At 64.5% G+C, this 20209-nt stretch carries 17 protein-coding genes; 3 read left to right on the top strand and 14 right to left on the bottom strand.

Annotated features, from left to right (window positions below):
- Nucleotides 1–13: 13 nt before the first annotated feature.
- From EBB56_RS10500 to EBB56_RS10485, 4 genes are all read right to left on the bottom strand, one after another.
- Complete coding sequence (locus EBB56_RS10500; protein WP_124804337.1) at nt 14–1825, bottom strand: acyl-CoA dehydrogenase C-terminal domain-containing protein; 1812 nt, start codon at nt 1823–1825, stop codon at nt 14–16.
- A gap of 121 nt (nt 1826–1946) precedes the next feature.
- Nucleotides 1947–2708, bottom strand: a complete 762-nt coding sequence (locus EBB56_RS10495; RefSeq protein ID WP_045993237.1) for an SDR family NAD(P)-dependent oxidoreductase — start codon at nt 2706–2708, stop codon at nt 1947–1949.
- A 106-nt stretch (nt 2709–2814) separates the two neighbouring features.
- Nucleotides 2815–4467 (bottom strand): AMP-binding protein, encoded by a 1653-nt coding sequence (locus EBB56_RS10490; RefSeq protein WP_045993236.1) that lies wholly within the window; start codon nt 4465–4467, stop codon nt 2815–2817.
- Between the two features lie 380 nt (nt 4468–4847).
- The gene (locus EBB56_RS10485) at nt 4848–5414 is read right to left on the bottom strand and encodes a TetR/AcrR family transcriptional regulator (RefSeq protein ID WP_045993235.1); all 567 of its coding nucleotides are present in this window, start codon (nt 5412–5414) and stop codon (nt 4848–4850) included.
- A 231-nt stretch (nt 5415–5645) separates the two neighbouring features.
- On the opposite strand from EBB56_RS10485, the gene EBB56_RS10480 reads away from it, so the two are divergent.
- Together EBB56_RS10480 and EBB56_RS10475 are read left to right on the top strand one after the other, a co-directional pair.
- Entirely contained in the window at nt 5646–6830 is a 1185-nt protein-coding gene (locus tag EBB56_RS10480; protein WP_045993234.1) for an acetyl-CoA C-acyltransferase, read from the top strand.
- A gap of 194 nt (nt 6831–7024) precedes the next feature.
- Nucleotides 7025–8215, top strand: coding sequence for a nitrate/nitrite transporter (locus tag EBB56_RS10475; protein WP_124804336.1), 1191 nt, complete (start codon nt 7025–7027; stop codon nt 8213–8215).
- Between the two features lie 182 nt (nt 8216–8397).
- Here the strand turns inward: EBB56_RS10475 and pstB are convergent, their stop codons facing one another.
- The 6 genes from pstB to EBB56_RS10445 all read right to left on the bottom strand — a co-directional run bounded on the left by pstB (nt 8398) and on the right by EBB56_RS10445 (nt 15117).
- Nucleotides 8398–9207, bottom strand: a complete 810-nt coding sequence (gene pstB, locus EBB56_RS10470; protein WP_045993272.1) for a phosphate ABC transporter ATP-binding protein PstB — start codon at nt 9205–9207, stop codon at nt 8398–8400.
- A 63-nt stretch (nt 9208–9270) separates the two neighbouring features.
- The gene (gene pstA, locus EBB56_RS10465; protein WP_045993232.1) at nt 9271–10437 is read right to left on the bottom strand and encodes a phosphate ABC transporter permease PstA; all 1167 of its coding nucleotides are present in this window, start codon (nt 10435–10437) and stop codon (nt 9271–9273) included.
- Between the two features lie 18 nt (nt 10438–10455).
- Nucleotides 10456–11712 (bottom strand): phosphate ABC transporter permease subunit PstC, encoded by a 1257-nt coding sequence (pstC, locus tag EBB56_RS10460; RefSeq protein WP_045993231.1) that lies wholly within the window; start codon nt 11710–11712, stop codon nt 10456–10458.
- A 106-nt stretch (nt 11713–11818) separates the two neighbouring features.
- Nucleotides 11819–12832 (bottom strand): substrate-binding domain-containing protein, encoded by a 1014-nt coding sequence (locus tag EBB56_RS10455; RefSeq protein WP_108132630.1) that lies wholly within the window; start codon nt 12830–12832, stop codon nt 11819–11821.
- Between the two features lie 318 nt (nt 12833–13150).
- On the bottom strand, nt 13151–13921 hold the full coding sequence (locus EBB56_RS10450; RefSeq protein WP_308812435.1) for a sulfite exporter TauE/SafE family protein: 771 nt from the start codon (nt 13919–13921) through the stop codon (nt 13151–13153).
- Entirely contained in the window at nt 13918–15117 is a 1200-nt protein-coding gene (locus EBB56_RS10445) for a Bcr/CflA family multidrug efflux MFS transporter (RefSeq protein ID WP_045993229.1), read from the bottom strand. Before EBB56_RS10445 ends, EBB56_RS10450 begins: the two co-directional genes overlap by 4 nt.
- A 132-nt stretch (nt 15118–15249) precedes the next feature.
- Here EBB56_RS10445 and tal point away from each other — a divergent pair, with 132 nt between their 5' ends.
- Nucleotides 15250–16188 carry a transaldolase gene (tal, locus tag EBB56_RS10440; protein WP_108447650.1) on the top strand — a complete coding sequence of 313 codons (939 nt, stop codon included), beginning with the start codon at nt 15250–15252 and terminating at the stop codon, nt 16186–16188.
- Between the two features lie 210 nt (nt 16189–16398).
- Here the strand turns inward: tal and EBB56_RS10435 are convergent, their stop codons facing one another.
- From EBB56_RS10435 to EBB56_RS10420, 4 genes are all read right to left on the bottom strand, one after another.
- Entirely contained in the window at nt 16399–16908 is a 510-nt protein-coding gene (locus EBB56_RS10435) for an STAS domain-containing protein (protein ID WP_045993227.1), read from the bottom strand.
- Complete coding sequence (locus EBB56_RS10430) at nt 16895–18088, bottom strand: PP2C family protein-serine/threonine phosphatase (RefSeq protein WP_045993226.1); 1194 nt, start codon at nt 18086–18088, stop codon at nt 16895–16897. Before EBB56_RS10430 ends, EBB56_RS10435 begins: the two co-directional genes overlap by 14 nt.
- Before the next feature lie 12 nt (nt 18089–18100).
- On the bottom strand, nt 18101–18871 hold the full coding sequence (locus tag EBB56_RS10425; RefSeq protein ID WP_240184119.1) for a VacJ family lipoprotein: 771 nt from the start codon (nt 18869–18871) through the stop codon (nt 18101–18103).
- 160 nt (nt 18872–19031) lie between these two features.
- Entirely contained in the window at nt 19032–20159 is a 1128-nt protein-coding gene (locus EBB56_RS10420) for a beta-ketoacyl-ACP synthase III (protein WP_124804335.1), read from the bottom strand.
- Nucleotides 20160–20209: the final 50 nt, after the last annotated feature.

The following is a 20209-nucleotide window of genomic DNA, read 5'->3' as shown; positions in this document are numbered from 1 at the left end:
CAGGCAGTCCCGTCTACACCTCGAAACCAAGGCCGAAACTTTCCGCGTCCATCGCCATCAGGCCCTCGGCCCCTGCCTGCATCTGGGCGGCGTGGGTACGGGTGCGCGGCAACAGCCGTTCGAAGTAGAAGCGCGCGGTGTGGATCTTGGCCTGGTAGAAGCTGGCGTCGCTGGGCGAGTCCGCCAGCGCTTCCCGGGCGCACTTGACCGACCGGGCGAACAGATAGGCCAGGGTCACGTAGCCCGAGTACATCAGGTAGTCCACCGAGGCTGCCCCCACTTCTTCACGATCGCTCATGGCCTTCATGCCGATGCCCATGGTCAGCTCGCCCCATTGACTGTTGAGCTTGGCCAGCGGGCCAACAAAGGGCGCCATGGCCTCGTCATCGGCATTGGCCTGGCAGAACTTGTGGATCTCTCTGGTGAAGTCCTTCAGGCTCTCGCCCTGGTTCATCAGCACCTTGCGTCCCAGCAGGTCCAGCGCCTGGATCCCGGTGGTGCCTTCGTACAGCCGTGTGATGCGTGCATCACGCACCATCTGCTCCATGCCCCATTCCTGGATAAAGCCGTGGCCGCCGAACACCTGTACCCCTTCATTGGTGGCCTCGAAACCAAGCTCGGTCAGGAACGCCTTGACGACCGGGGTCAACAGGCCCAGCAGGGTCTCGGCCCGCTCGCGCTCCTCGCCGGCCGAACACTGCTCGACCACGTCCACCAACTGGGCGGTATACAGCACCAGCATCCGGCCGCCTTCGGCGATAGCCTTCTGGGTCAGCAGCATGCGCCGCACGTCCGGATGGACGATGATCGGATCCGCGGCTTTTTCGGGTGCCTTGGGGCCCGACAGCGCGCGCATCTGCAGTCGATCCCGGGCGTAGGCCAGGGCGTTCTGGAAGCTCGCCTCGGCGAGCCCCAGGCCCTGGATACCGACCCCGATACGCGCGGCGTTCATCATGGTGAACATGCACGCCAGACCCTTGTTCGGCGCACCGATCAGGTAGCCGGTGGCGCCGTCGAAGTTCATCACGCAGGTAGCGTTACCGTGGATGCCCATCTTGTGTTCGAGAGAGCCGCACACCACGCCGTTGCGCTCCCCCGCTTCGCCCTGGCCATCTGGCAGAAATTTCGGCACCAGAAACAGCGAGATGCCCTTGGATCCCTCGGGTGCATCCGGCCGCTTGGCGAGCACCAGGTGAAGGATGTTGTCGGCCAGATCATGCTCACCGGCGGAGATGAATATCTTGGTCCCGCTGATGCGGTAGCTGCCGTCATCCTGGGGCAGCGCGCGGGTCTTGATCAGCCCGAGGTCGGTACCGCAGTGGGGCTCCGTCAGGCACATGGTGCCGGTCCAGCTCCCCTCCACCAGCTTGGTCAGGTAGACACGCTGCTGCTCTTCGGTGCCGTGGTGTCGCAGCGCGTCTGCCGCCCCGTTGGACAGACCCGGATACATGCCCCAGGCCAGGTTCGAGCCACAGATCATCTCCGACAGCAGCATCGACAGTGACGGCGGCAGGCCCTGGCCACCGTGCTCGGGCTCTGCGGCAAGGCTTGGCCAGCCACCCTCCACGTACTGTCGATAGGCTTCGCGAAAACCGCTCGGCGCCTTGACCTCGCCACCTTCGAGACGACAGCCCTCGCGATCACCGCTCTGGTTGAGAGGCAGCAGCACCTCGCGGGCGAAGCGCGCGCCCTCCTCGAGGATCGCCGCCACCACGTCGGGCGAGACATCATCCCCCGCAGGAAGACGAGCATAATGGCTCGGGTAGTCGAACAGTTCGTCCATCACGAAGCGCATGTCGCGCAGCGGGGCCTGATAGTCGGGCATGGGGCACTCCTGGATTCGGTGGCTGCGCCTGCGATGGACCTCGCCAGGACGCACTTTCAAACATGTGTTTGAAAGTAGCGACGACCGCCCTCTAAGTCAAGCGTTCGTTTCAGGGCAGGATTCACTGCATGCGAATACCGCCATCCAGGCGAATGACTTCGCCATTGAGCATGCTGTTGGTGATGATCTGCTCCGCCAGGCGGGCAAATTCATCGGGCTTGCCCAGCCGCTTGGGGAAAGGCACCGCCTGGGACAGCGCGGCGACGGCATCCTCGGGGATGTCCGCCATCATCGGCGTCTCGAACACGCCTGGCGCGATCGCCATCACCCGGATGCCGTGACGCGACAGTTCCCTGGCGGCCGGCAGGCTCATGCCTACCACCCCCGCCTTGGAGGCGCTGTAGGCGCACTGCCCCACCTGGCCATCGAAGGCGGCGACCGAAGCGGTATTGATGATGACCCCACGCTCACCGTCGTCTCCCGGCGGGTTCTGGCTCATGGCCGCCGCCGCCAGGCGCATGACGTTGAAGGTCCCGACCAGGTTGATCTGCACGGTGCGTGCATAGGCGTCGAGGTCGGCCGGGTTGCCGTGGCGATCCACCAGCTTGGCCACACTGACCACACCGGCGCAGTGGATCACTCCGGCAAGGCCGTCACCGTGGGCCTGGGCCGCGTCGATCACCGCCTGGATGTCATCCGCCGAGGTGACATCGCCCTGCACCGCGATGGCAGCGTCGCCCAGACGTCTGGCCTGGTCCTGCACGCCCTCGCTCAAGTCGCACAGCACGACTCGACCACCGGCGGCCACCAGGCGTTCGGCACAGGCGGAGCCAAGGCCGGAGCCGGCACCGGTGATGACAAAGGTCGCGTTCTCGATACGCATGCGAATTCTCCTGATCAATCATGCAACAAGCCCCGAGCACTCGCTCGGGGCGTAAGGTAAAAACGTCTATCTGGATGCCTGGCCCGACACCATACCGACGGCTCGTTCAGGCCTTTTCGGCGGCATCGGCTCGCAGCTTGAAGCGCTGAATCTTGCCGCTCGGGGTCTTCGGCAACTCATCGACAAACTCGATCACCCGAGGGAAGGCGTGGGTCGACAGGCGCTCTCGCACCTGCTGACGAATTTCGTCGGCCAGGGCATCGCTGGCCTCGAAGCCGTCACGTAACACCACATAGGACTTGATGATCTCGCCGCGGATCTCGTCCGGCTGCCCCACTGCCGCAGATTCCGCCACCGCGGGGTGGGTCAGTACCGAGTTTTCGACGTCGGTGGGGCCGACCCGATAACCAGCGGTGGTGATGATGTCGTCGTCGCGCCCGGCGAACTGGAAGCTGCCGTCCTCGTTGCGCACCACCACGTCTCCGGTCAGGTAGTAACCCTCGGCGAAGGGATGCTTCTCCTGCCAGGTATAGCCGGGGAAGAAGTGCGCCGGCGAGCGCTCGATATCCACCGCCAGCACGCCGGGCTCACCGGGGGGCAACTCCTGGTACTCGGCATCGAGGATCACCAGGCGGTAGCCGGGCATGGGTACGCCCATGCCGCCGATGTGCTTCGGGTGCTCGAGCCGATGGTGGTTGTTGCAGGTCATGCCGGTCTCGGTCTGGCCGTAGTGATCCATCACCGGACAGCCCAGCGCCGACTCCACCCAGCTCACCACTTCTGTATTGAGCGGCTCGCCCGCTGAACTTGCCGCGCGCAGCGACAGCGTCTCATGGGCATTGTCGAACAGACCCGAGGCCTTCATCAGTCGATAGGCGGTGGGCGCCGCGGCAAAATTGGTGATGTCATGGCGCTGCATGAAGGCAAGCGCTCCCTCGGCGCTGAACCCCGCCTCGCAAAAGTGAGTGGTGACGCCCAGCAGCAGCGGCCCGGCGATGGCGTAGTAGAGGCCATAGGCCCAGCCTGGATCGGCCATGTTCCAGAAGCGGTCTTCTGGCCGCAGGTCCACGGCCAGCTCCATGTACAGCGCAAAGGCCGGCATGGCCGACAGCGGCACCGCCACCCCCTTGGGCTTGCCGACGGTGCCGGAGGTGAACATCTGCAGAAAGGGGGCGTCTGGCGACAGCCGCGGCGGCGAGTCCTGAAGCGCTTCGCTGGCCAAGGCCTCATCCCAGGACAGGTCCTGCGGATGCGTCTCGCTGGCCCCACCCAGCGCCAGCACCGGGGGACAGCTTTCCAGGCCGTCGAACTTGTGACGATTGGCCGCGTCGGTGATGACCAGGCGGGTGTCGGCGCGTCCCAGGCGATAGTCCACCGCATCCGGCCCGAAGGCGGTAAACAGCGGCTGGTACACCGCACCCAGACGCCAGGTCGCCACCACGGCGACCAGCAGTTGCGGCGAACGCGGCAGCATGCAGGCGATACGGTCACCGACACCCAGCCCCCGAGCCGCCATCCAGCCCGCCAGGCGCGCGCTTTGCTGGTCGAGCTCACGATAGGTCAACCGGCTCACCTGACCGGCGGTGTCCTCATGCACCAGCGCCAGGACGTCGCCCCTGCCCTGCCCTAGATGTCGACCACAGCAGGCATGATAGGCGTTGAGATATCCATCCTGGTGGTCGTCCAGACGATCGATCACCTGCTGGATGTCGAAGGTCTCGCGATAGCTCTCGGCATCGACGGGCGTGACGTGGCTCATGACGGGCCTCTTGCGTTGTGATTGTTGATGAAGCTCTCCAGGGTGACCCCGGCAGCAATATTCCGTTGACGTAAGCGTCAACCTAGCAAGCGCTAGGGTTGAAGCTAGAGGCTTCAACGTCATGACACAAGCAAGAGTGCGCTAGACCATCGTCTAGGAATACCTCGAAGTACCGCACCGACCGAGCACGACGGACGTGCCCGCGCACTCGGCGAAAGAATGAACCTCATCGAGGCAACGACAACGCGGGAATGGGAAAAGGAGAACAGGAGCAAAAGAGAAAAGAGAAAGAGAAAAGACGAGCAGAACCGACTACCAGGCACACGGCGCGCCCCAGCTGTCCATCACAGGGGGCGGCCCGCTACTCTGCCCTTGGCAGATCAAGGACGGCGGGTGATCATCACGACCAGTTCGTGGGCCAGCTGTTCGGGGTCACGCGGCCCGTCCGGGTCGTACCAGCGCACCGTCCAGTTCAGGGCGCCCAGCACAAAGCGCGAAACCAGGGCGCGATCGCCGGTGACCAGATCCGCTGCGATGGCGTCATCCAGCACCTCGTTCCACAGCGCCTCGTAGGCGTCACGCAGGTGGGTCAGGTGGTCCCGAGCGCCATCGTCGAGGCGCCGCCACTCATACAGCGCTACCACGTGGGCGTTGCGGTCGGTCAACAGCGTATCCAGATGGGCCCGCGCCATGGCATGCAGCCTGGACAAGGGGTCGGGCGCACTGTCCTTGAGCGCGGCTCGAGCCAACGTCAAGGCGTTCTGGGTGCCCTCTTCGATGACCGCAGCAAGAATCTCCTGCTTGTCACGAAAGTGGTGAAAGAGGCTTCCTGACTTGATCCCCATTTCCTGTGCCAGCATGCGCACGGTGGTGCGATCGAAGCCTTCCTGGACAAACAGCTGAGCGGCGAGCCGGGTCAGCTCCTTGCGACGGGGCGAGTCATTCATTACATTCATCGACAGTTACACTAGCGCTTGCTTGGTTTCGTTGAGAAAAGCATAGCCCACCCTCGGGGTCAACGTCGTTTGCTGACCTTGTCGTACGCGATTCGCGTCGCGAGCGAAACCCCGGGGACTGAACCACACTGACATCACAGCGCCGTGTCCACGGCCCACACAAACACAACACCTTGCCGCTCGATCGCAGAATCGACATGCAACGGTTTCAGGAGTCACGCCATGAGTCAGTCCGATATCGTCTTTCTTGCCGCTGCCCGCACCCCCATGGGCGGCATGCTGGGCTCCCTGTCCAGTCAGACCGCCCCCGAGCTGGCCGCCTGCGCCATTCGCGCCGCCATCGAGCGTGCCAGGATTCCGGCAGACGCCATCGAAGAAGGGATCTTCGGCTGCGTGCTGCCGGCCGGGGTCAAGCAAGGGCCGGCCCGTCAGGCCATGCGCCAGGCCGGCATTCCCGACCACCGCGGCGCCACCACCATCAACAAGCTCTGTGGCTCGGGCATGAAGGCCACCATGCTGGCCCACGACCTGATCAGGGCCGGCACCGCCGAGGTCATGCTGGCCGGCGGCATGGAGTCCATGTCCAACGCCCCCCATGTGTTGACCAAGGCCCGTGGCGGCTACCGCCTGGGCCATGGCGAACTCAAGGACCATATGTTCCTCGATGGCCTGGAGGACGCCGAGACCGGCAAGCTGATGGGTGGCTTCGCCCAGGAAGTCGCCAGCGAGCGCGGCTACGAACGCGAGCGCATGGACGACTTCGCCATCGCTTCGCTGGAGCGGGCGATGCAGGCCACCGAGGCCGGCCACCTGGCCGCCGAGATGGCCCCCGTCACGGTCTCCAGCCGTCAGGGCGACACCCTTGTCGAGCATGACGAGCAACCCTTCCAGGCTCGTCTGGACAAGATTCGCACCCTGAGGCCGGCCTTTGCCAAGGACGGGACCATCACGGCGGCCAATGCCAGCTCCATCTCCGATGGCGCCTCTGCCCTGATCCTGTCCACCCAGGCAGCGGCGGATCGCCTCGGCGCCACCCCGCTGGCCCGCATGCTCGGCCACAGCACCCACTCGCGCCACCCCAGCGAGTTCACCATTGCCCCGGTGGGCGCCATCGAGTCACTGATGAAGAAGCTCGACTGGTCGGTGGATGATGTGGATCTGTTCGAGATCAACGAGGCCTTCGCCGTGGTCACCCTGATGGCCATGGACGATCTGGGACTGCCCCACGACAAGGTCAACGTCTTCGGCGGCGCCTGCGCCCAGGGTCACCCGGTCGGCTCCACTGGCTCACGGATCATCGCCACCCTGATCCACGCCCTGCGCACCAAGGGCGGAAAACGAGGGATCGCCAGTCTGTGCATCGGCGGCGGTGAAGCCACCGCCGTGGCGGTGGAACTGATCGACTGAGGCCGGCCATTGATCGAATGAGGCCGAGAGCTGATCGACTGACGTCGAGACCTGGTTAGCCAACGTCGTAGTCTGAAAGGCAGGCGCGACGCTTGCCTTCCACGCCGATAAGCGGTCAGCATGGCCGGGGGCGCTCACAGGCGCTCCCGGCCATTTTTTTGACCTCAGGTCTGGATCCACAACAGGACTCACGCATGGAGCGCTCTCGCCTGGCCCTGCCGCTGATCGTGCTGGCACAGTGGTGCGGTACATCGCTGTGGTTCAGCATCAACGGCGTTGCCGCCTCGCTGGGAAGCGACCTCGGCATTCGCGAGGCCGAAATCGGTCACCTGACCCTGGCAGTGCAACTCGGCTTTATCGTCGGCACCCTGACGATCGCCGCCAGCGGTCTCGCCGATCGCTACCGCGCCAGTCGCATCTTTCTGAGCGCTAGCCTGGCAGGCGCTCTGGTCAACCTCGCCTTTATCACCGTTGCCGAGCAGCACGCCCTCGCCCTGCTGCTGCGCTTCGCCACCGGGCTCTGCCTGGCCGGCATTTACCCGCTGGGCATGAAGCTGGTGATCGGCTGGACCCCGCGTCACACCGGGGTCGCCCTGGCCTGGCTGGTGGGCATGCTGACACTCGGCACGGCCATGCCCCATCTGCTGCGCGGCGCCACCCTGGACCTCCCCTGGGCCTGGACCCTGATCCTGTCCTCGGCCCTGGCGGTGGCCGGTGGCATCGCCGTGGCGCTATTGGGCGACGGCCCGCACCTGCCAGCAAACGCGTCTCGCGCCAGACTGAAGGATGGCCTTGCCGCCTTTCGTGATCGCCACTTTCTCAGCGTCGCCGGCGGCTACTTCGGCCACTGCTGGGAACTCTACGCCTTCTGGCTGCTGGTGCCCTTCCTGGTCGGCCGTGAGGTCACGCGCCTTCAGGCGCCAGCCGACTGGGCGCCCTGGCTGAGCTTTTCGGTCATCGCCGTGGGGGCACTGGGCTGCATCCTGGCCGGCGCCCTCAGCCGACGCCACGGCAGCGCCAGTGCGGCCAACCTGGCGCTCGCCACCTCCGGCGCCCTGTGCCTGATCTACCCCTGGCTTGGTCAGGCCAGCCCCCTGCTGCTGCTGGGCCTGCTGTACCTCTGGGGCTTCAGCGTCATCGCCGACTCGGCCCAGTTCTCGTCACTGGCCTCGGCCACCGCCCCCAGGGCACACATCGGCGCGACCCTGGCAGTGATGAACGCCATCGGCTTCACCCTTACCCTGCCCGGTATCTGGCTCGGTGCCAGCCTGTGGCAGGAGCACGAACTGAGCGTGCTGTGGCTACTGTTGCCCGGACCGGTGCTGGGACTGTGGTCGATGCGTGGTGTCGCCGCCTACGTCCGCCGCCAGCCCGCCAGTTCCTGATGCCAGCCCCCTGACACCAGACCCCTGCACCAGACCCTGACATCAGATGCAGACACCAATCCTGCCACCAGAGCGGGCCACCACGGCTACTGGCCCCGGTTCACAGGTAGTAAAAAGGGAGGCCCGAAGGCCTCCCTTTGCTACCGCGGTGAACGCTACCACGCTGACCGACGCTTTTCGGCCTAGCCGTAACGACCGGTGATGTAGTCCTCGGCCTTCTTGGTATGCGGGGTCGAGAACATGGTCTTGGTGTCGTTGTACTCGATGACCTCTCCCAGGTGGAAGAACGCCGTGTAGTCGGCGACACGAGCCGCCTGCTGCATATTGTGCGTCACCGTGATGATGGTGTACTGCTGCTTGAGCTTGTCCATCAGGTCTTCGATGGTGGCGGTGGAGATCGGGTCCAGCGCCGAGGTCGGCTCATCCATCAGGATCACGTCCGGCTGGACCGCGATGGCACGGGCGATGCATAGACGCTGCTGCTGGCCACCGGACAGCGAGGTGCCGGGCTGGTGCAGCTTGTCCTTGACCTCTTCCCACAGGCCGGCGTCACGCAGGGCGCGCTCGACCAGCTCGTCCTGGTCGGCCTTGCGGCTGACCAGGTCATGCATCTTCGGGGCATAGACGATGTTGTCGTAGATCGACTTGGGGAAGGGGTTCGGCTTCTGGAACACCATGCCGACCCGACGCCGCAGCGCGACCTCGTCCATCTTGGGCTCGTAGACGTCGCGGCCGTCCATCTCGATCAGGCCCTTGACGCGTACGCTCGGGATCAGATCGTTCATGCGATTCAGGCAACGCAGGAAGGTCGACTTGCCGCAACCGGACGGGCCGATCAGGGCGGTCACGTTCTTCTGGTACAGATCCATGTCGATCGACTTCAGCGCGTGGAAGTCTCCGTACCACAGATTCAGGTCGTTCACTCGAATGCTCAACTCGTGGTTGGCATCCTCGTTGCGAGTGACCGGCTGGCCGGGCTGGTCCTGCTTCATCACGCTATCTCCGCGCTGGGCAACTTTCATGTTCATGGCAACGTATCCTGTTTGGGGGCCGGTTTACCAGCGCCGCTCGAATTTCTTGCGCAGCACCACCGCGGTGGCGTTGAGCGTGATAAGGATCGACAGCAGCACCAGAATGCCGCCCGACGTCTTCTCGATGAAGGCCCGGTCAGGCTCGCCCGCCCAGGTGAATATCTGTGCCGGCAGCACGGTGGCCGCCTCGGTAAAGGAGTTGGTCACATCGGGGATGAAGGCCACCATGCCGACGATGATCAACGGAGCGGTCTCGCCCATGGCCTGAGCCAGGCCGATGATCGAACCGGTCATGATACCCGGCAGCGCCACCGGCAGGACGTGATCGCGCACCATCTGCCAGCGTGAGCAGCCGACGCCGAAGGCGGCATGACGGATGGAGTCCGGCACGCTGCGAAGCGCGGTCCGGGTGGCGATGATGATCACCGGCAGGGTCATCAGCGCCAGGGTCAGGCCACCGACCACCGGGGAAGAGCGCGGCACGCCGAAGAAGTTGATGAAGATCGCCAGGCCCAGCAGACCGAACAGGATCGAGGGAATCGCCGCCAGGTTGTTGATGTTGATCTCGATCAACTGGGTAAAGCGGTTGTCCGGCGCGAACTCCTCCAGGTAGACCGCCGTCATCACGCCGATGGGAAAGGCCACCGCCAGGGTCACCAGCAGGGTCAGCACGGTGCCCATGGCCGCCGAAGCAATACCGGCGAGCTCGGGCATCTTGGAGTCACCGCTGGAGAAGAAGGTCGAGTTGAAACGCAACTCGGCCCGCCCATCCTCTTTCAGCCGATCGACCACCGCCATTTCCTTGTTGCTGAGCTTGGCGTGGTGGCCCTTGAGGTACTGGTCCACCTGGCCGTCGGCCAGCACCCACTCCATGCGGGTGGTGCCGAGCAGGTCCGGGTTGTCTTCCATGCGACCCGGGATCAGGCGCAGATAGCCGCGACTGACCAGCGGGCGGACGTCTTCCTGAACCGCCGCCAGGGGGATCTGGCTGGCCTGCTCGGAGTAGTCCACCTCGACCTGGATCTGGGCCTGCTGGAAGGCCGGCAGCCCCTTGACCAGCATGTCGGCAAAGAACAGCACCAGGAACAGGCCGGCAAGGCCGAGCGCTCCCATGGACGCCCACTTCAGTCGGGCCGACCTGCGGTGGCGAGCGCGGAGCTGGGCGCTGATGTCATCGAAGGATTGTCTCATTGGCTTTGGCTCCACGGCTTACAGGTTGTTGACGCGATACTTTTCGCGGAAGCGACGGATCATGATCACCGACACCAGATTCAGGCTCAGGGTCACCACGAACAGCATCAGTCCGAGTGCGAACGCCGACAGCGTCTCGGCACTGGCGAATTCCTGGTCACCGGTCAGCGCGGCGACGATGCGCACGGTCACGGTGGTCATGTCTTCCAGCGGATTGAAGGTCAGGTTGGGGCGCATGCCTGCCGCCATCACAACGATCATGGTCTCGCCCAGCGCCCGGGATACCGCCAGCAGCGAGGCCGAGATGATGCCCGGCAGGGCTGCCGGCACCACGATGTCGCGAATCATCTCGCCCTTGGTCAGGCCCAGCGCCAGCGAGCCTTCGCGCATGCTGTTGGGCACCGAGTTGATGACGTCATCGGACAGCGAGGAGATGAACGGAATGATCATGATGCCCATGACGATGCCCGGGGCCAGGGCGTTGTTGAACGAGGCCTCGAGACCGAAGAACCCGGCCACGGCAACGATGATCGGCGCCACCGTGATGGCGGCGAAGAAGCCGTAGACCACGGTCGGAATGCCGGCCAGCACCTCGAGTACCGGCTTGGCGATGGTGCGCACCTTGGGCGGCGCGAACTCGGCCATGTAGATGGCCGCCAGCAGACCGATCGGAATCGCCACCAGCATGGCGATGAAGGTGATCATGAAGGTACCGGCGAACAGCGGCACCGAACCGAACTTGGCGGCACTGGCCCCTTCCTCGGCGCGACCGGCGGCCTCGAGGAAGCTGGCACCCGGGTTCCAGGTGGTGCCGGTGATAAAGTCCCAGAAGCTCTGCATCTGGAAGAAACGAATCGCCTCGAAGACGATGGACAGCAGGATCCCCAGGGTGGTGAAGATGGAGATCAGAGCCGCGCCGGCAAGAAAGAAGCGGATGACCCGCTCGATCGCCTGACGCGCGTGGAAGTCGGGGCGCACCATCGCCACGCCCAACACCAGGCCGATGCAGGCGATGACCAGGCAACTGGCCAGCAGCAGCAGCGGCGGAATCTCGGCACCCACGAGCAGCATGATGAAGCCACCCACGGCACCGACCACCAGCGCCGGACCCGCCGTTGACATGACGGTGAACCAGCCGTACTGATCGGGCTGGGCGTACATGGAGGTGCCGGAGGCTCGGACTCTGGCGGCCTTGCCGCGGGCCAGGAAGAAGGCGATCAGACCGAGCAGAAGCAGCGAGCCGCTGAACATCGCCAGGAGTTGATTGGTCTGCATGGGTGTCTCTCGGGGTTCTGTGCTCAAGCAAGCATAGGCTTGCCGGAACGTGTACCGGCCGACACCCGTTGCAGGATGCCGGCCGGCGTGATCAGGACCGTGTCCCTTACTTCAGGTCGGCCAGCTCGAGGGTCTCGTGGTTCTCGACGGCACTGCGAGCCTCGGCGCGCTCGTCTTCCGGCGCCGGGATCAGGCCGATGCCCTTGAGGTAGCCGAGGTCACCGACCATCTGCTCGCTCATGAACATGTTGGCGTACTCGTACATGGCCGGCACGTCTTCGGCGTGCTGGTTCTTCACGTAGAAGAACATGGAGCGAGACACCGGGTACTCACCGCTGCCGATGGCGTCCGGAGTCGGCTCGACGCCGTCGATGCTGGAGCCGATCAGGGTGTCGGAGTTCTCTTCCAGGAAGGAGTAGCCGAAGATGCCGAAGGCATCGGTGTTCTCGGCCAGGCGCTGAACGATCAGGTTGTCGTTCTCGCCGGCGTCGATGAAGGCACCGTCGGCGCGCACGTCGGTGTAACCTTCACCGCCGTAGGCCTCCATGTCCTCGGAAACGGCTTCCATCACGAGCTCAGCGAAGGCATCACGGGTACCGGAGGTGGTGGGCGGCCCATAGACGGCGATCTCGCGATCCGGCAGCGAGGAATCGATGTCGCTCCACTTGGTGTAGGGGTTGTCGACCAGCTCACCATCGACCGGCACCTTGGCGGCCAGCGCCAGGAAGATCTGCTCGCGGGTGACGTCCATCGCCTCGTTGTCGCCGGACTGGGCGAAGGCGATGCCGTCATAGCCGATGAAGGCTTCGGTGATGTCGGTCACGCCGTTGGCTTCACAGGTCTCGAACTCGGAAGTCTTCATGCGACGCGAGGCGTTGGTGATGTCCGGGGTATCGTCACCCAGACCGGAGCAGAACAGCTTCATGCCGCCACCGGAACCGGTGGACTCGATGACCGGCGTCGGGAAGTCGGTGGTGGCACCGAACTCTTCGGCCACGTAGCTCGAGAACGGGTAGACGGTGCTGGAACCAACGATACGGACTTGATCGCGGGCTTGAGCGACACCCACCACGCCCATGACGGCGGCGGCGATAGCGGTAGTCTTGAGGATGCGGTTCATGGAGAAAGCTCCTGATGATGAGATGGTCAACCTTCGCGAAACACACAATGCCGCAGAAAAATGACAGCTTCATGACAGTGCACTCCGGTTGACGCCTTCCCGATACCTCTTACGTTTCCCCCCTGCCCCTCCTCCTGCCCGGCCATGTCATGACGGCGTCACGGCCCTGTCACCGCGACCCCGGTCATCGCCACGCTTTTACAGCCGACGGCAACCTGAGCGGACACAAAAGAAGGTGCCGCAAAAAAAGGCCGCCCGGCTTTGCGCCGGACGGCCCATCTGGTGTCGCTGCGATAGCGACGACATGAAACAACGGGGTCAGCTGATCAATAGCCCCAATGCCGCCGCGGCGCACAGGGTCAAGGACGCCGCCTGCAACAGTCGCCGAGGCAACTTCGGCGCCAGCACCGCCCCCAGGGCGTGGCCCGCCACCACCATGGGCATGAAACTGAGGCTCACGCCCAACAGCCACAGCGGCACCCTGCCCACGGCGGCCAGGCTCGCCAGGGTCATCAACGACGAGATAAGAAAGAACGCCGCCAGGTTGCCCCGCAGGCGGTCCATCGGCATGCCGTGCATCAGCAGCACGATGGGCGGTCCGCCGATCGCCGCCACGGCACCGAACACTCCCGACAGAAAACCAGCACCAAACAGTGACGAGCGGTTGACCGGCAGGCGCAGCTTGAACAGCGTCACCACCACCGCAAACAGCACGATGCTGGCGATCATCACCTCCAGCGTCGCCATGGGCGCCACCAGCAACAGCCAGACCCCGAGCAGGGTTCCCGGCACCTTGCCCACCAGGGCCATGGAGATATCGGTCATGGCGACTTCCCGACGATAGCGGCGTACCACCAGACAGGACACCAGAAAGCCGTAGACCACCAGCACCACCGGCACCAGGGACGGCGCCTTCAACAGGATCAGTGGCGCCCCCACCACCGCCATGCCGAAGCCGGTGGTACGCTGGACGAAGGTCCCCAGCGCCAGTACCGCCCCCACCCACAGCCACGAGCCAAGGGTCAGCTCGCTGAGCACCCACCACTCCCTTGCGCAGTCCTGCACTGCGGCCAGCAACGACGCCATCATGACGCCGCCTCCTCGACCCGAGGCGGACGTCCGGCGAGCACGCGCAGGCCGACGTTGCCGATCAACGCCACCGTGACCATGGCGATCACCATGGGCCAGGCAGAGTCGATTTCAAAGGCGGTGACCAGGGCACCGGACAGTGCTGCACTGCTGAACTGGATACTGCCGAGCAGCGCCGTGGCGGTAGCGCTCATATGACTGAAGCGCTCCAGCAGCGACGAAATGGCGTTGGGCGAGATCAGCCCCACCACGCCCAGAAACGCCATCACCAGAGGCACCACCGTGAACAGCGAGTCCGTCCCCGTGGCCACTACCACCAGCAGGCCGCCGGCGGCGACCAGCTGAATGGCGAGACCAAGACGCAGGTTCTGCTGGGGTGTACGCCGCCGCAGCAGGCGAATATTGACCCGGTTGGATAGCGCCATCACCACTACATTTGCACCAAAGACGAAGGGATAGGCCGCCGGCGACAGCCCGTAGTGCTGCATGTAGAGAAACGGCGACGAGGTGACGAAGGCAAAGATGCCGGCGAAGGACGCCGCCACCGCCAGGATGTAGCCCATGGCCTGACGGTCGGTCAGCACACTTGCGTAGTTGCGCAGCACCTGACGGGGCGAGGCCACCGGTGCCCCTGCAGGCCGGGTCTCCGGCAGAAAGGCCCCGAGCAGCCACATCAGGAAGGCGGCATAGACCGCCAGGAAGACGAAGATCAGCCACCAGTCGGCCAGGTACAGCAGCAGGCTGCCGACCATCGGCGCCACCAGCGGCGCCAGCATCAGGATCATCGCCATGGTCGACATGACCTTGGCGGCCTCGCGGCCACTGAAACAGTCGCGCACGATGGCTGCGGAATTGACCACGCAGGCGCCGCCGCCCAGCGCCTGGACAAAGCGCCAGACCAGAAGCTCCGTCAACGAATCGACGCTGACGATCACCAGACTGGCGATCAAGAACAGGATCTGTCCGGCCAGCAGCACCGGCTTGCGTCCGATGCGGTCGGAAAGCGGCCCGCAAGTGAGCTGGCCCACGGCAAAGCCGACCATGAACACGCTGAGTGAAAGCTCGGTGTGATGAACACTGGCCCCCACCGACTCGGCCAGCGCCGGCATGGCCGGCAGATAGGCGTCGATGGCGAAGGGGGCAAGGGCGGTATTGGCGGCCACCAGCAGGGCGACACGCCGGGCATTCAGGGACACAGGCGCTCCATGAAGAACAAGGTTTGAAAAATTGTCATCGGGTTGATCGTGACGCCGCTGCGGCTGTTGTCCACATCGACGCCTTGGTACAGTAGGTCCAGCTCACCACCGCCCAACTACGGAGATTGCCACATGGCAGATGATCTGCTGACCCAACTGAAGGCGATGACCACGGTGGTCGCCGACACCGGCGACCTGGACGCCATTCGTCGCTTCCAGCCCACCGACGCCACCACCAACCCGTCGCTGATCCTGCAGGCCGCCAGCCACGCCGATCGTCGCGCCCGCCTGGCCGCCATCGCCAAGGAGGCCAACGACATCGATGACGCTCTCGACGCCGTGGCGGTGGACATCGGCAGCGAGATCAGCGAGCTGGTGCCTGGCTATGTGTCGACCGAGGTCAGCGCACGGCTATCGTTCGATACCGAAGGTACCCTGGCTCGCGCCCATTCACTGATCGAGCGCTATGCCCGCAAAGGCGTCGGCGCCGAGCGCATCCTGATCAAGGTGGCGTCCACCTGGGAAGGCATTCGTGCCGCCAAGACGCTGGAGCGAGAAGGCATCCGCACCAATCTGACGCTGCTGTTCAGCTTCGCCCAGGCCCAGGCCTGCGCCGACGCCGGAGTCACGCTGATCTCGCCCTTCGTCGGCCGCATCCTCGACTGGCACAAGGCCCAGCAGCCGGAGGCCGACTTCAGCGGCGACAACGATCCCGGCGTGCAATCGGTCAAGCGCATCTACGACCACTACAAGGGCCACGGCTACTCGACCATCGTGATGGGCGCGAGCTTCCGTAACACCGACGAGGTCAAGGCGCTGGCCGGCTGCGATCGTCTGACCATCTCGCCGGCACTGCTCGAGGAATTGCACGGTCAGCAAGGCGCTCTCGAACGCCGCCTCGTCCGTAGCGACGCCGAGACCAGCGCACCGGAGCCCCAGACCGAAGACGACTTCCGCTGGGCGATGAACGAAGACGCCATGGCCACCGAAAAACTGGCCGAAGGCATCCGCAAGTTCATGGCCGATCAGCGCAAGCTGGAAAGCCTGCTGACCGAACTGCGCCAGGGATGATCACGAGCGCACCACCGGCAAGCCTGGCTGGGCCTGGCTGCAGATGATCAAGAGGGCGATCCATGGATCGCCCTCTTGCATTATGCGCTTGCCAGCTTACGGCGATCTGACACCGCTTTCCGCTTTTGGAGTTCGCCATTTTCTACGCCTTCGGCGCCTTCTGCTGAACACGCCTTCGGCGCGTCGACGTCAGGCCCGGCACGGGCTGGATCAGGCCTTGTGCGAAGCGTCGTTCTGGGCCTCGAGCATCTCGACCAGCGGCTGGAACTGTTCGTGGTTATGCTCGTTCATGCGCATCAGGATACGATGCGCTTCGAGGATGCGCTCCCGCAGCCCCTCTTCATCGGCGGGCACTTCGGGGAGCTCCTCGAAGTCGTCGACCTCGGCGATGGGACGCTCCAGCAAGGTAAAGAAAGCGCCAAAGCCCATCACCTCGAGCATCCGCTTGACGTCGGGATTGTCGGCCACGATGGTCGGCGCCTGCTCGAGCTTGCCGCGCAGCGCCATGGCCACCTTGGCCAGGAAGCCAAGCGCCGTGGAATCGACGTTGCTGGCCTCGCGCAGGTCGATCATCACCGCCTTGAGTCCCGGCGTGTCGGCCAGTTGCTGGGCCTGGAGATCCAGGGTGGCACACAGGGTCAGGCGCACGTCGCCACATAGCTTCAGGACGAACACACCGGCCTCGAATGCCGCCTTCAGTCGACCTTCATGCACTTTCATCGCCAAACCCGCTCACCAACATGATCGTCAAGTCGTCGGGCAGCTCTTCGCGCCCCGAGGTGGGGTCCTCCAGCGCTTCTTCATCGCTGGAGAGCGCCCCCAGGGCCAGCCCCCGACGCATCGTATCCAGGGAATCGCTGTCTTCGACCCGCTGCCTGAGATCGTCAAGGCGCGCCTCGAGACTGTCCCCCGGCAAGCACTCCAGCACTCCATCGGAGCAAAGCCAGAGCGAAAAGTCATCGGGCAAGTCACATCCCAGTGCCGGATAACTGACCTCCGGAAACAACCCGACCGGCATGCCCTCTCCCGCCAGCGTGGTGACGCCCTCGTCGGACTTCAACAGTGGCATCGGCAGCTGCGCGCCGAGAGAATAGTGCAGATAGCGCTTCTGCTGGTCGATCACGCCGACGAACAGGGTGGCGTGCTTGCCGATCCCCGTGTCCAGCAGCTCCCGATTCAACTGGGACAGCCAGCGCGGCGGCAATGCCTCGGGTGCCTCACCGTCCCACTCGCCTTGCCAGCGATTGAACAGATACTTGAGCAGCACCGTCACGAAGGCGGACGAGGCTCCGTGGCCCGACACATCAGCGAAATAGAATAATGTATAGCGCTCATTGTACGCCTGGATATCGAGAAAGTCGCCTGACAGATACAACGAGGGCGCAAGCCAGTAGTCACAGCCGATCGCCCCCAGCTGCTGCGGCCTCGGCGGCAGCATGCGACGCTGGATCTGGCCGCCGGCCTGCTGGTCGAGCCGGAGCATCGCCAGGTGGGTCTCCAGGCTCTCGTTGAGCTCTTCCAGTCGCGCTCGATCCTCTTCGCGCTCCCGGGCCAGACGATTGACGTCCACCACACGCCGGATCATCCGCCTGAGCAGATGGGCATGGCGCAAGGGGTCGATCACGTAGTCGACAAGGCCCGCGTCAACGGCCTTGAGCAGATCGTCGTCTCGCCGGTCCTCGCTGACCACCAGGGTGGGCCAGCGCTCGGCCAGCACCATCCACTCGCGACTCGGTACCGCCAGCGAATGTGCTACCACCAGCGCCGTGGAGCCGGGAAGCTCATCGGCGCTGGCGGCGGCAAAGACCGCAAGTCCGTCGCGAGCAATCGCGTCCACCAGGGCGTCGCGGTGCTCGCCCGGGTGGTCGATTACCCCGATCAGAGGTTTGGCTGCTTGCATGCAGATGCCACCTTACTCGGCGAAGGCATCTTCGTCGTAGTCAAAGCCATCGTCGATAAAGCTGTCGTCACCAAGCTCACCATCGGTGACCTCGAAACGACGACGCTGTAGCCAGGCGTCACGAATGAAGCTGTAGCGATCACCGCGAATCAGATCCTCCTGATCGAGAAGGCTGGCACGCGCGTCGAGCAGCTCGAGACCGCGTAGCGAGTAGCGCACGGTGTCGTCCTCGACGTAGGTCAGCGGGTAGGTGTACCAGTCGACCGGCAAGGCGCTGGTGTCACGCACTGTGCTGGGGCCGAGGAACGGCAGCACCACGAAGGGCCCCTCGCCCACGCCCCAGGCAGCCAGAGTCTGGCCGAAGTCTTCCTCGTCGGCGATAAAGCCGGCGTGGGTCGCCGGATCCAGAAGACCACCCAGACCGAAGGTGGTGTTCATCAGAAAGCGCATGCTCGAGTTGCCGGCATTGGCACCCTTGCCCTGCAGCAGGCTGTTGAGCACCGTGCGCACTTCGCCGAGGTTGTCGAAGAAGTTGCTGACACCGCGCTCGAGCGGGTCCGGGGTCACGTAGCGATAACCCTGGGCGGCAGGCTTGAGTGCATAGCGATCCAGCACATCGTTGAAGGCGAAGACCCTGCGATTGAAGCCCTCCCAGGGGTCCGCTGGATTGGGCTCGCTGGATACGCCGCTGCTGGCGCAGCCACTTGCCGCCAGGGCGACGGCCATGACCAGGACACCCCTCTGCATGCCCTTGCCCAGGGCACCGCTGTAGTTCGCGTTCATCGTTCGACTGCCTCCCTTGCCTGTCCTTGTCACGATCGTCAATCTATCGGCGCTGTTGTCCGGGGTTGGACTCCGGGTAGCGTCAGCGACGACGCCTCTGCGTACGGCAGTCGTCTGGTTCCGCCGACGAGTCAGCGGTCGGTTCCCCGGAGGGTCGGCCTCAGTCCCTGCGAATCACCACGCAGCCCGCACTGTAGCCCGCGCCGAAGGAACACACCACCCCGGTAGCGCCCGGTTCCAGGTCCTGATGATGCAGATGGAACGCAATGATCGAACCGGCAGAACTTGTATTAGCGTAACGGTCAAGAATAATCGGCGCTTGATCCGGAGCAGGCTCCTGGCCCAGCACCCGTCGTGCGATAAGATCGTTCATGTGTCGATTGGCCTGATGCAGCCATAGCCGCGACAGCGTACCAGGCGCGATATCCAGGCTCTCCAGGTGGTCACGGATCAACTGTGCCACCATCGGGCAGACTTCCTTGAAGACCCTGCGGCCTTCCTGCACGAACAGCTTGTCGGCTGCCTGGGGGTCGGCGTCGGTGACGCGGTTGAGAAAGCCCGCATTATTGCGAATGGCGTTGGAAAACTGCGTCACCAGGCGGGTCCCGAGCACCTCGAACCGTGTCTCGGCTTTCGCCACGTCGTCGCTTTCCAGCACCAGGGCGGTACAGGCGTCGCCAAAGATGAAGTGGCTGTCGCGGTCGCGGAAGTTCAGGTGTGCCGAACACACCTCGGGGTTGACCACCAGGGCGCGACGCACGCCGCCGGAGCGGATGGCATTGGCGGCGTTGTCGATGGCGAAGGTGGCCGAGGAACAGGCCACGTTCATGTCGAAGGCGTAGCCCCCGGTGCCCAGCGCACGCTGCAACTCCACCGCCACCGCCGGATAGGGGCGCTCCAGGTTCGAGCAGGCCACGATCACCAGGTCGATGTCGGCGGCCTCGACCCCGGCTGCGGCCAGCGCCTCGTGCGAGGCGGCCAGCGCCATCTCGCACTGGATGCCGGGGCTGTCGTTGTCGCGCTCGTCGAGCTTCGGGCGCATGCGCTCAGGATCAAGGATACCCTCTGCGTCCAGCACGTAGCGGCTGTGGATACCCGAGGCCTTGACGATGAATTCACTGCTGGAATGGGCCAGGGCGTCACGTTCCCCGGCCTCGATCGCCTCGCGGTGGCGGGCATTCTCGGCATCCACCCAGGCGTTGTACGACGCCACCAGGGCGTCGTTGTCGATGGCGTTGGCCGGGGTATACAGGCCGCTGCCGGTAATAAGCACCTTCGCTGGGGTCATGCCCTTCTCCTTCATGCGGCACCTCGGTGCCGCCGGTCGATCGCGACCGC

Source organism: Halomonas sp. YLB-10, assembly GCF_003856855.1.
Classification (GTDB): domain Bacteria; phylum Pseudomonadota; class Gammaproteobacteria; order Pseudomonadales; family Halomonadaceae; genus Halomonas; species Halomonas litopenaei.
This window is presented reverse-complemented; position numbering and strand designations above follow the sequence as displayed.

Coding starts and splice junctions, on each gene's coding strand:
- EBB56_RS10500 (WP_124804337.1), bottom strand. CDS start 1,825: ATGCCCGACTATCAGGCCCCGCTGCGCGACATGCGCTTCGTGATGGAC.
- EBB56_RS10495 (WP_045993237.1), bottom strand. CDS start 2,708: ATGCGTATCGAGAACGCGACCTTTGTCATCACCGGTGCCGGCTCCGGC.
- EBB56_RS10490 (WP_045993236.1), bottom strand. CDS start 4,467: ATGAGCCACGTCACGCCCGTCGATGCCGAGAGCTATCGCGAGACCTTC.
- EBB56_RS10485 (WP_045993235.1), bottom strand. CDS start 5,414: ATGAATGACTCGCCCCGTCGCAAGGAGCTGACCCGGCTCGCCGCTCAG.
- EBB56_RS10480 (WP_045993234.1), top strand. CDS start 5,646: ATGAGTCAGTCCGATATCGTCTTTCTTGCCGCTGCCCGCACCCCCATG.
- EBB56_RS10475 (WP_124804336.1), top strand. CDS start 7,025: ATGGAGCGCTCTCGCCTGGCCCTGCCGCTGATCGTGCTGGCACAGTGG.
- pstB (WP_045993272.1), bottom strand. CDS start 9,207: ATGAAGCAGGACCAGCCCGGCCAGCCGGTCACTCGCAACGAGGATGCC.
- pstA (WP_045993232.1), bottom strand. CDS start 10,437: ATGAGACAATCCTTCGATGACATCAGCGCCCAGCTCCGCGCTCGCCAC.
- pstC (WP_045993231.1), bottom strand. CDS start 11,712: ATGCAGACCAATCAACTCCTGGCGATGTTCAGCGGCTCGCTGCTTCTG.
- EBB56_RS10455 (WP_108132630.1), bottom strand. CDS start 12,832: ATGAACCGCATCCTCAAGACTACCGCTATCGCCGCCGCCGTCATGGGC.
- EBB56_RS10450 (WP_308812435.1), bottom strand. CDS start 13,921: ATGATGGCGTCGTTGCTGGCCGCAGTGCAGGACTGCGCAAGGGAGTGG.
- tal (WP_108447650.1), top strand. CDS start 15,250: ATGGCAGATGATCTGCTGACCCAACTGAAGGCGATGACCACGGTGGTC.
- EBB56_RS10435 (WP_045993227.1), bottom strand. CDS start 16,908: ATGAAAGTGCATGAAGGTCGACTGAAGGCGGCATTCGAGGCCGGTGTG.
- EBB56_RS10430 (WP_045993226.1), bottom strand. CDS start 18,088: ATGCAAGCAGCCAAACCTCTGATCGGGGTAATCGACCACCCGGGCGAG.
- EBB56_RS10425 (WP_240184119.1), bottom strand. CDS start 18,871: ATGAACGCGAACTACAGCGGTGCCCTGGGCAAGGGCATGCAGAGGGGT.
- EBB56_RS10420 (WP_124804335.1), bottom strand. CDS start 20,159: ATGACCCCAGCGAAGGTGCTTATTACCGGCAGCGGCCTGTATACCCCG.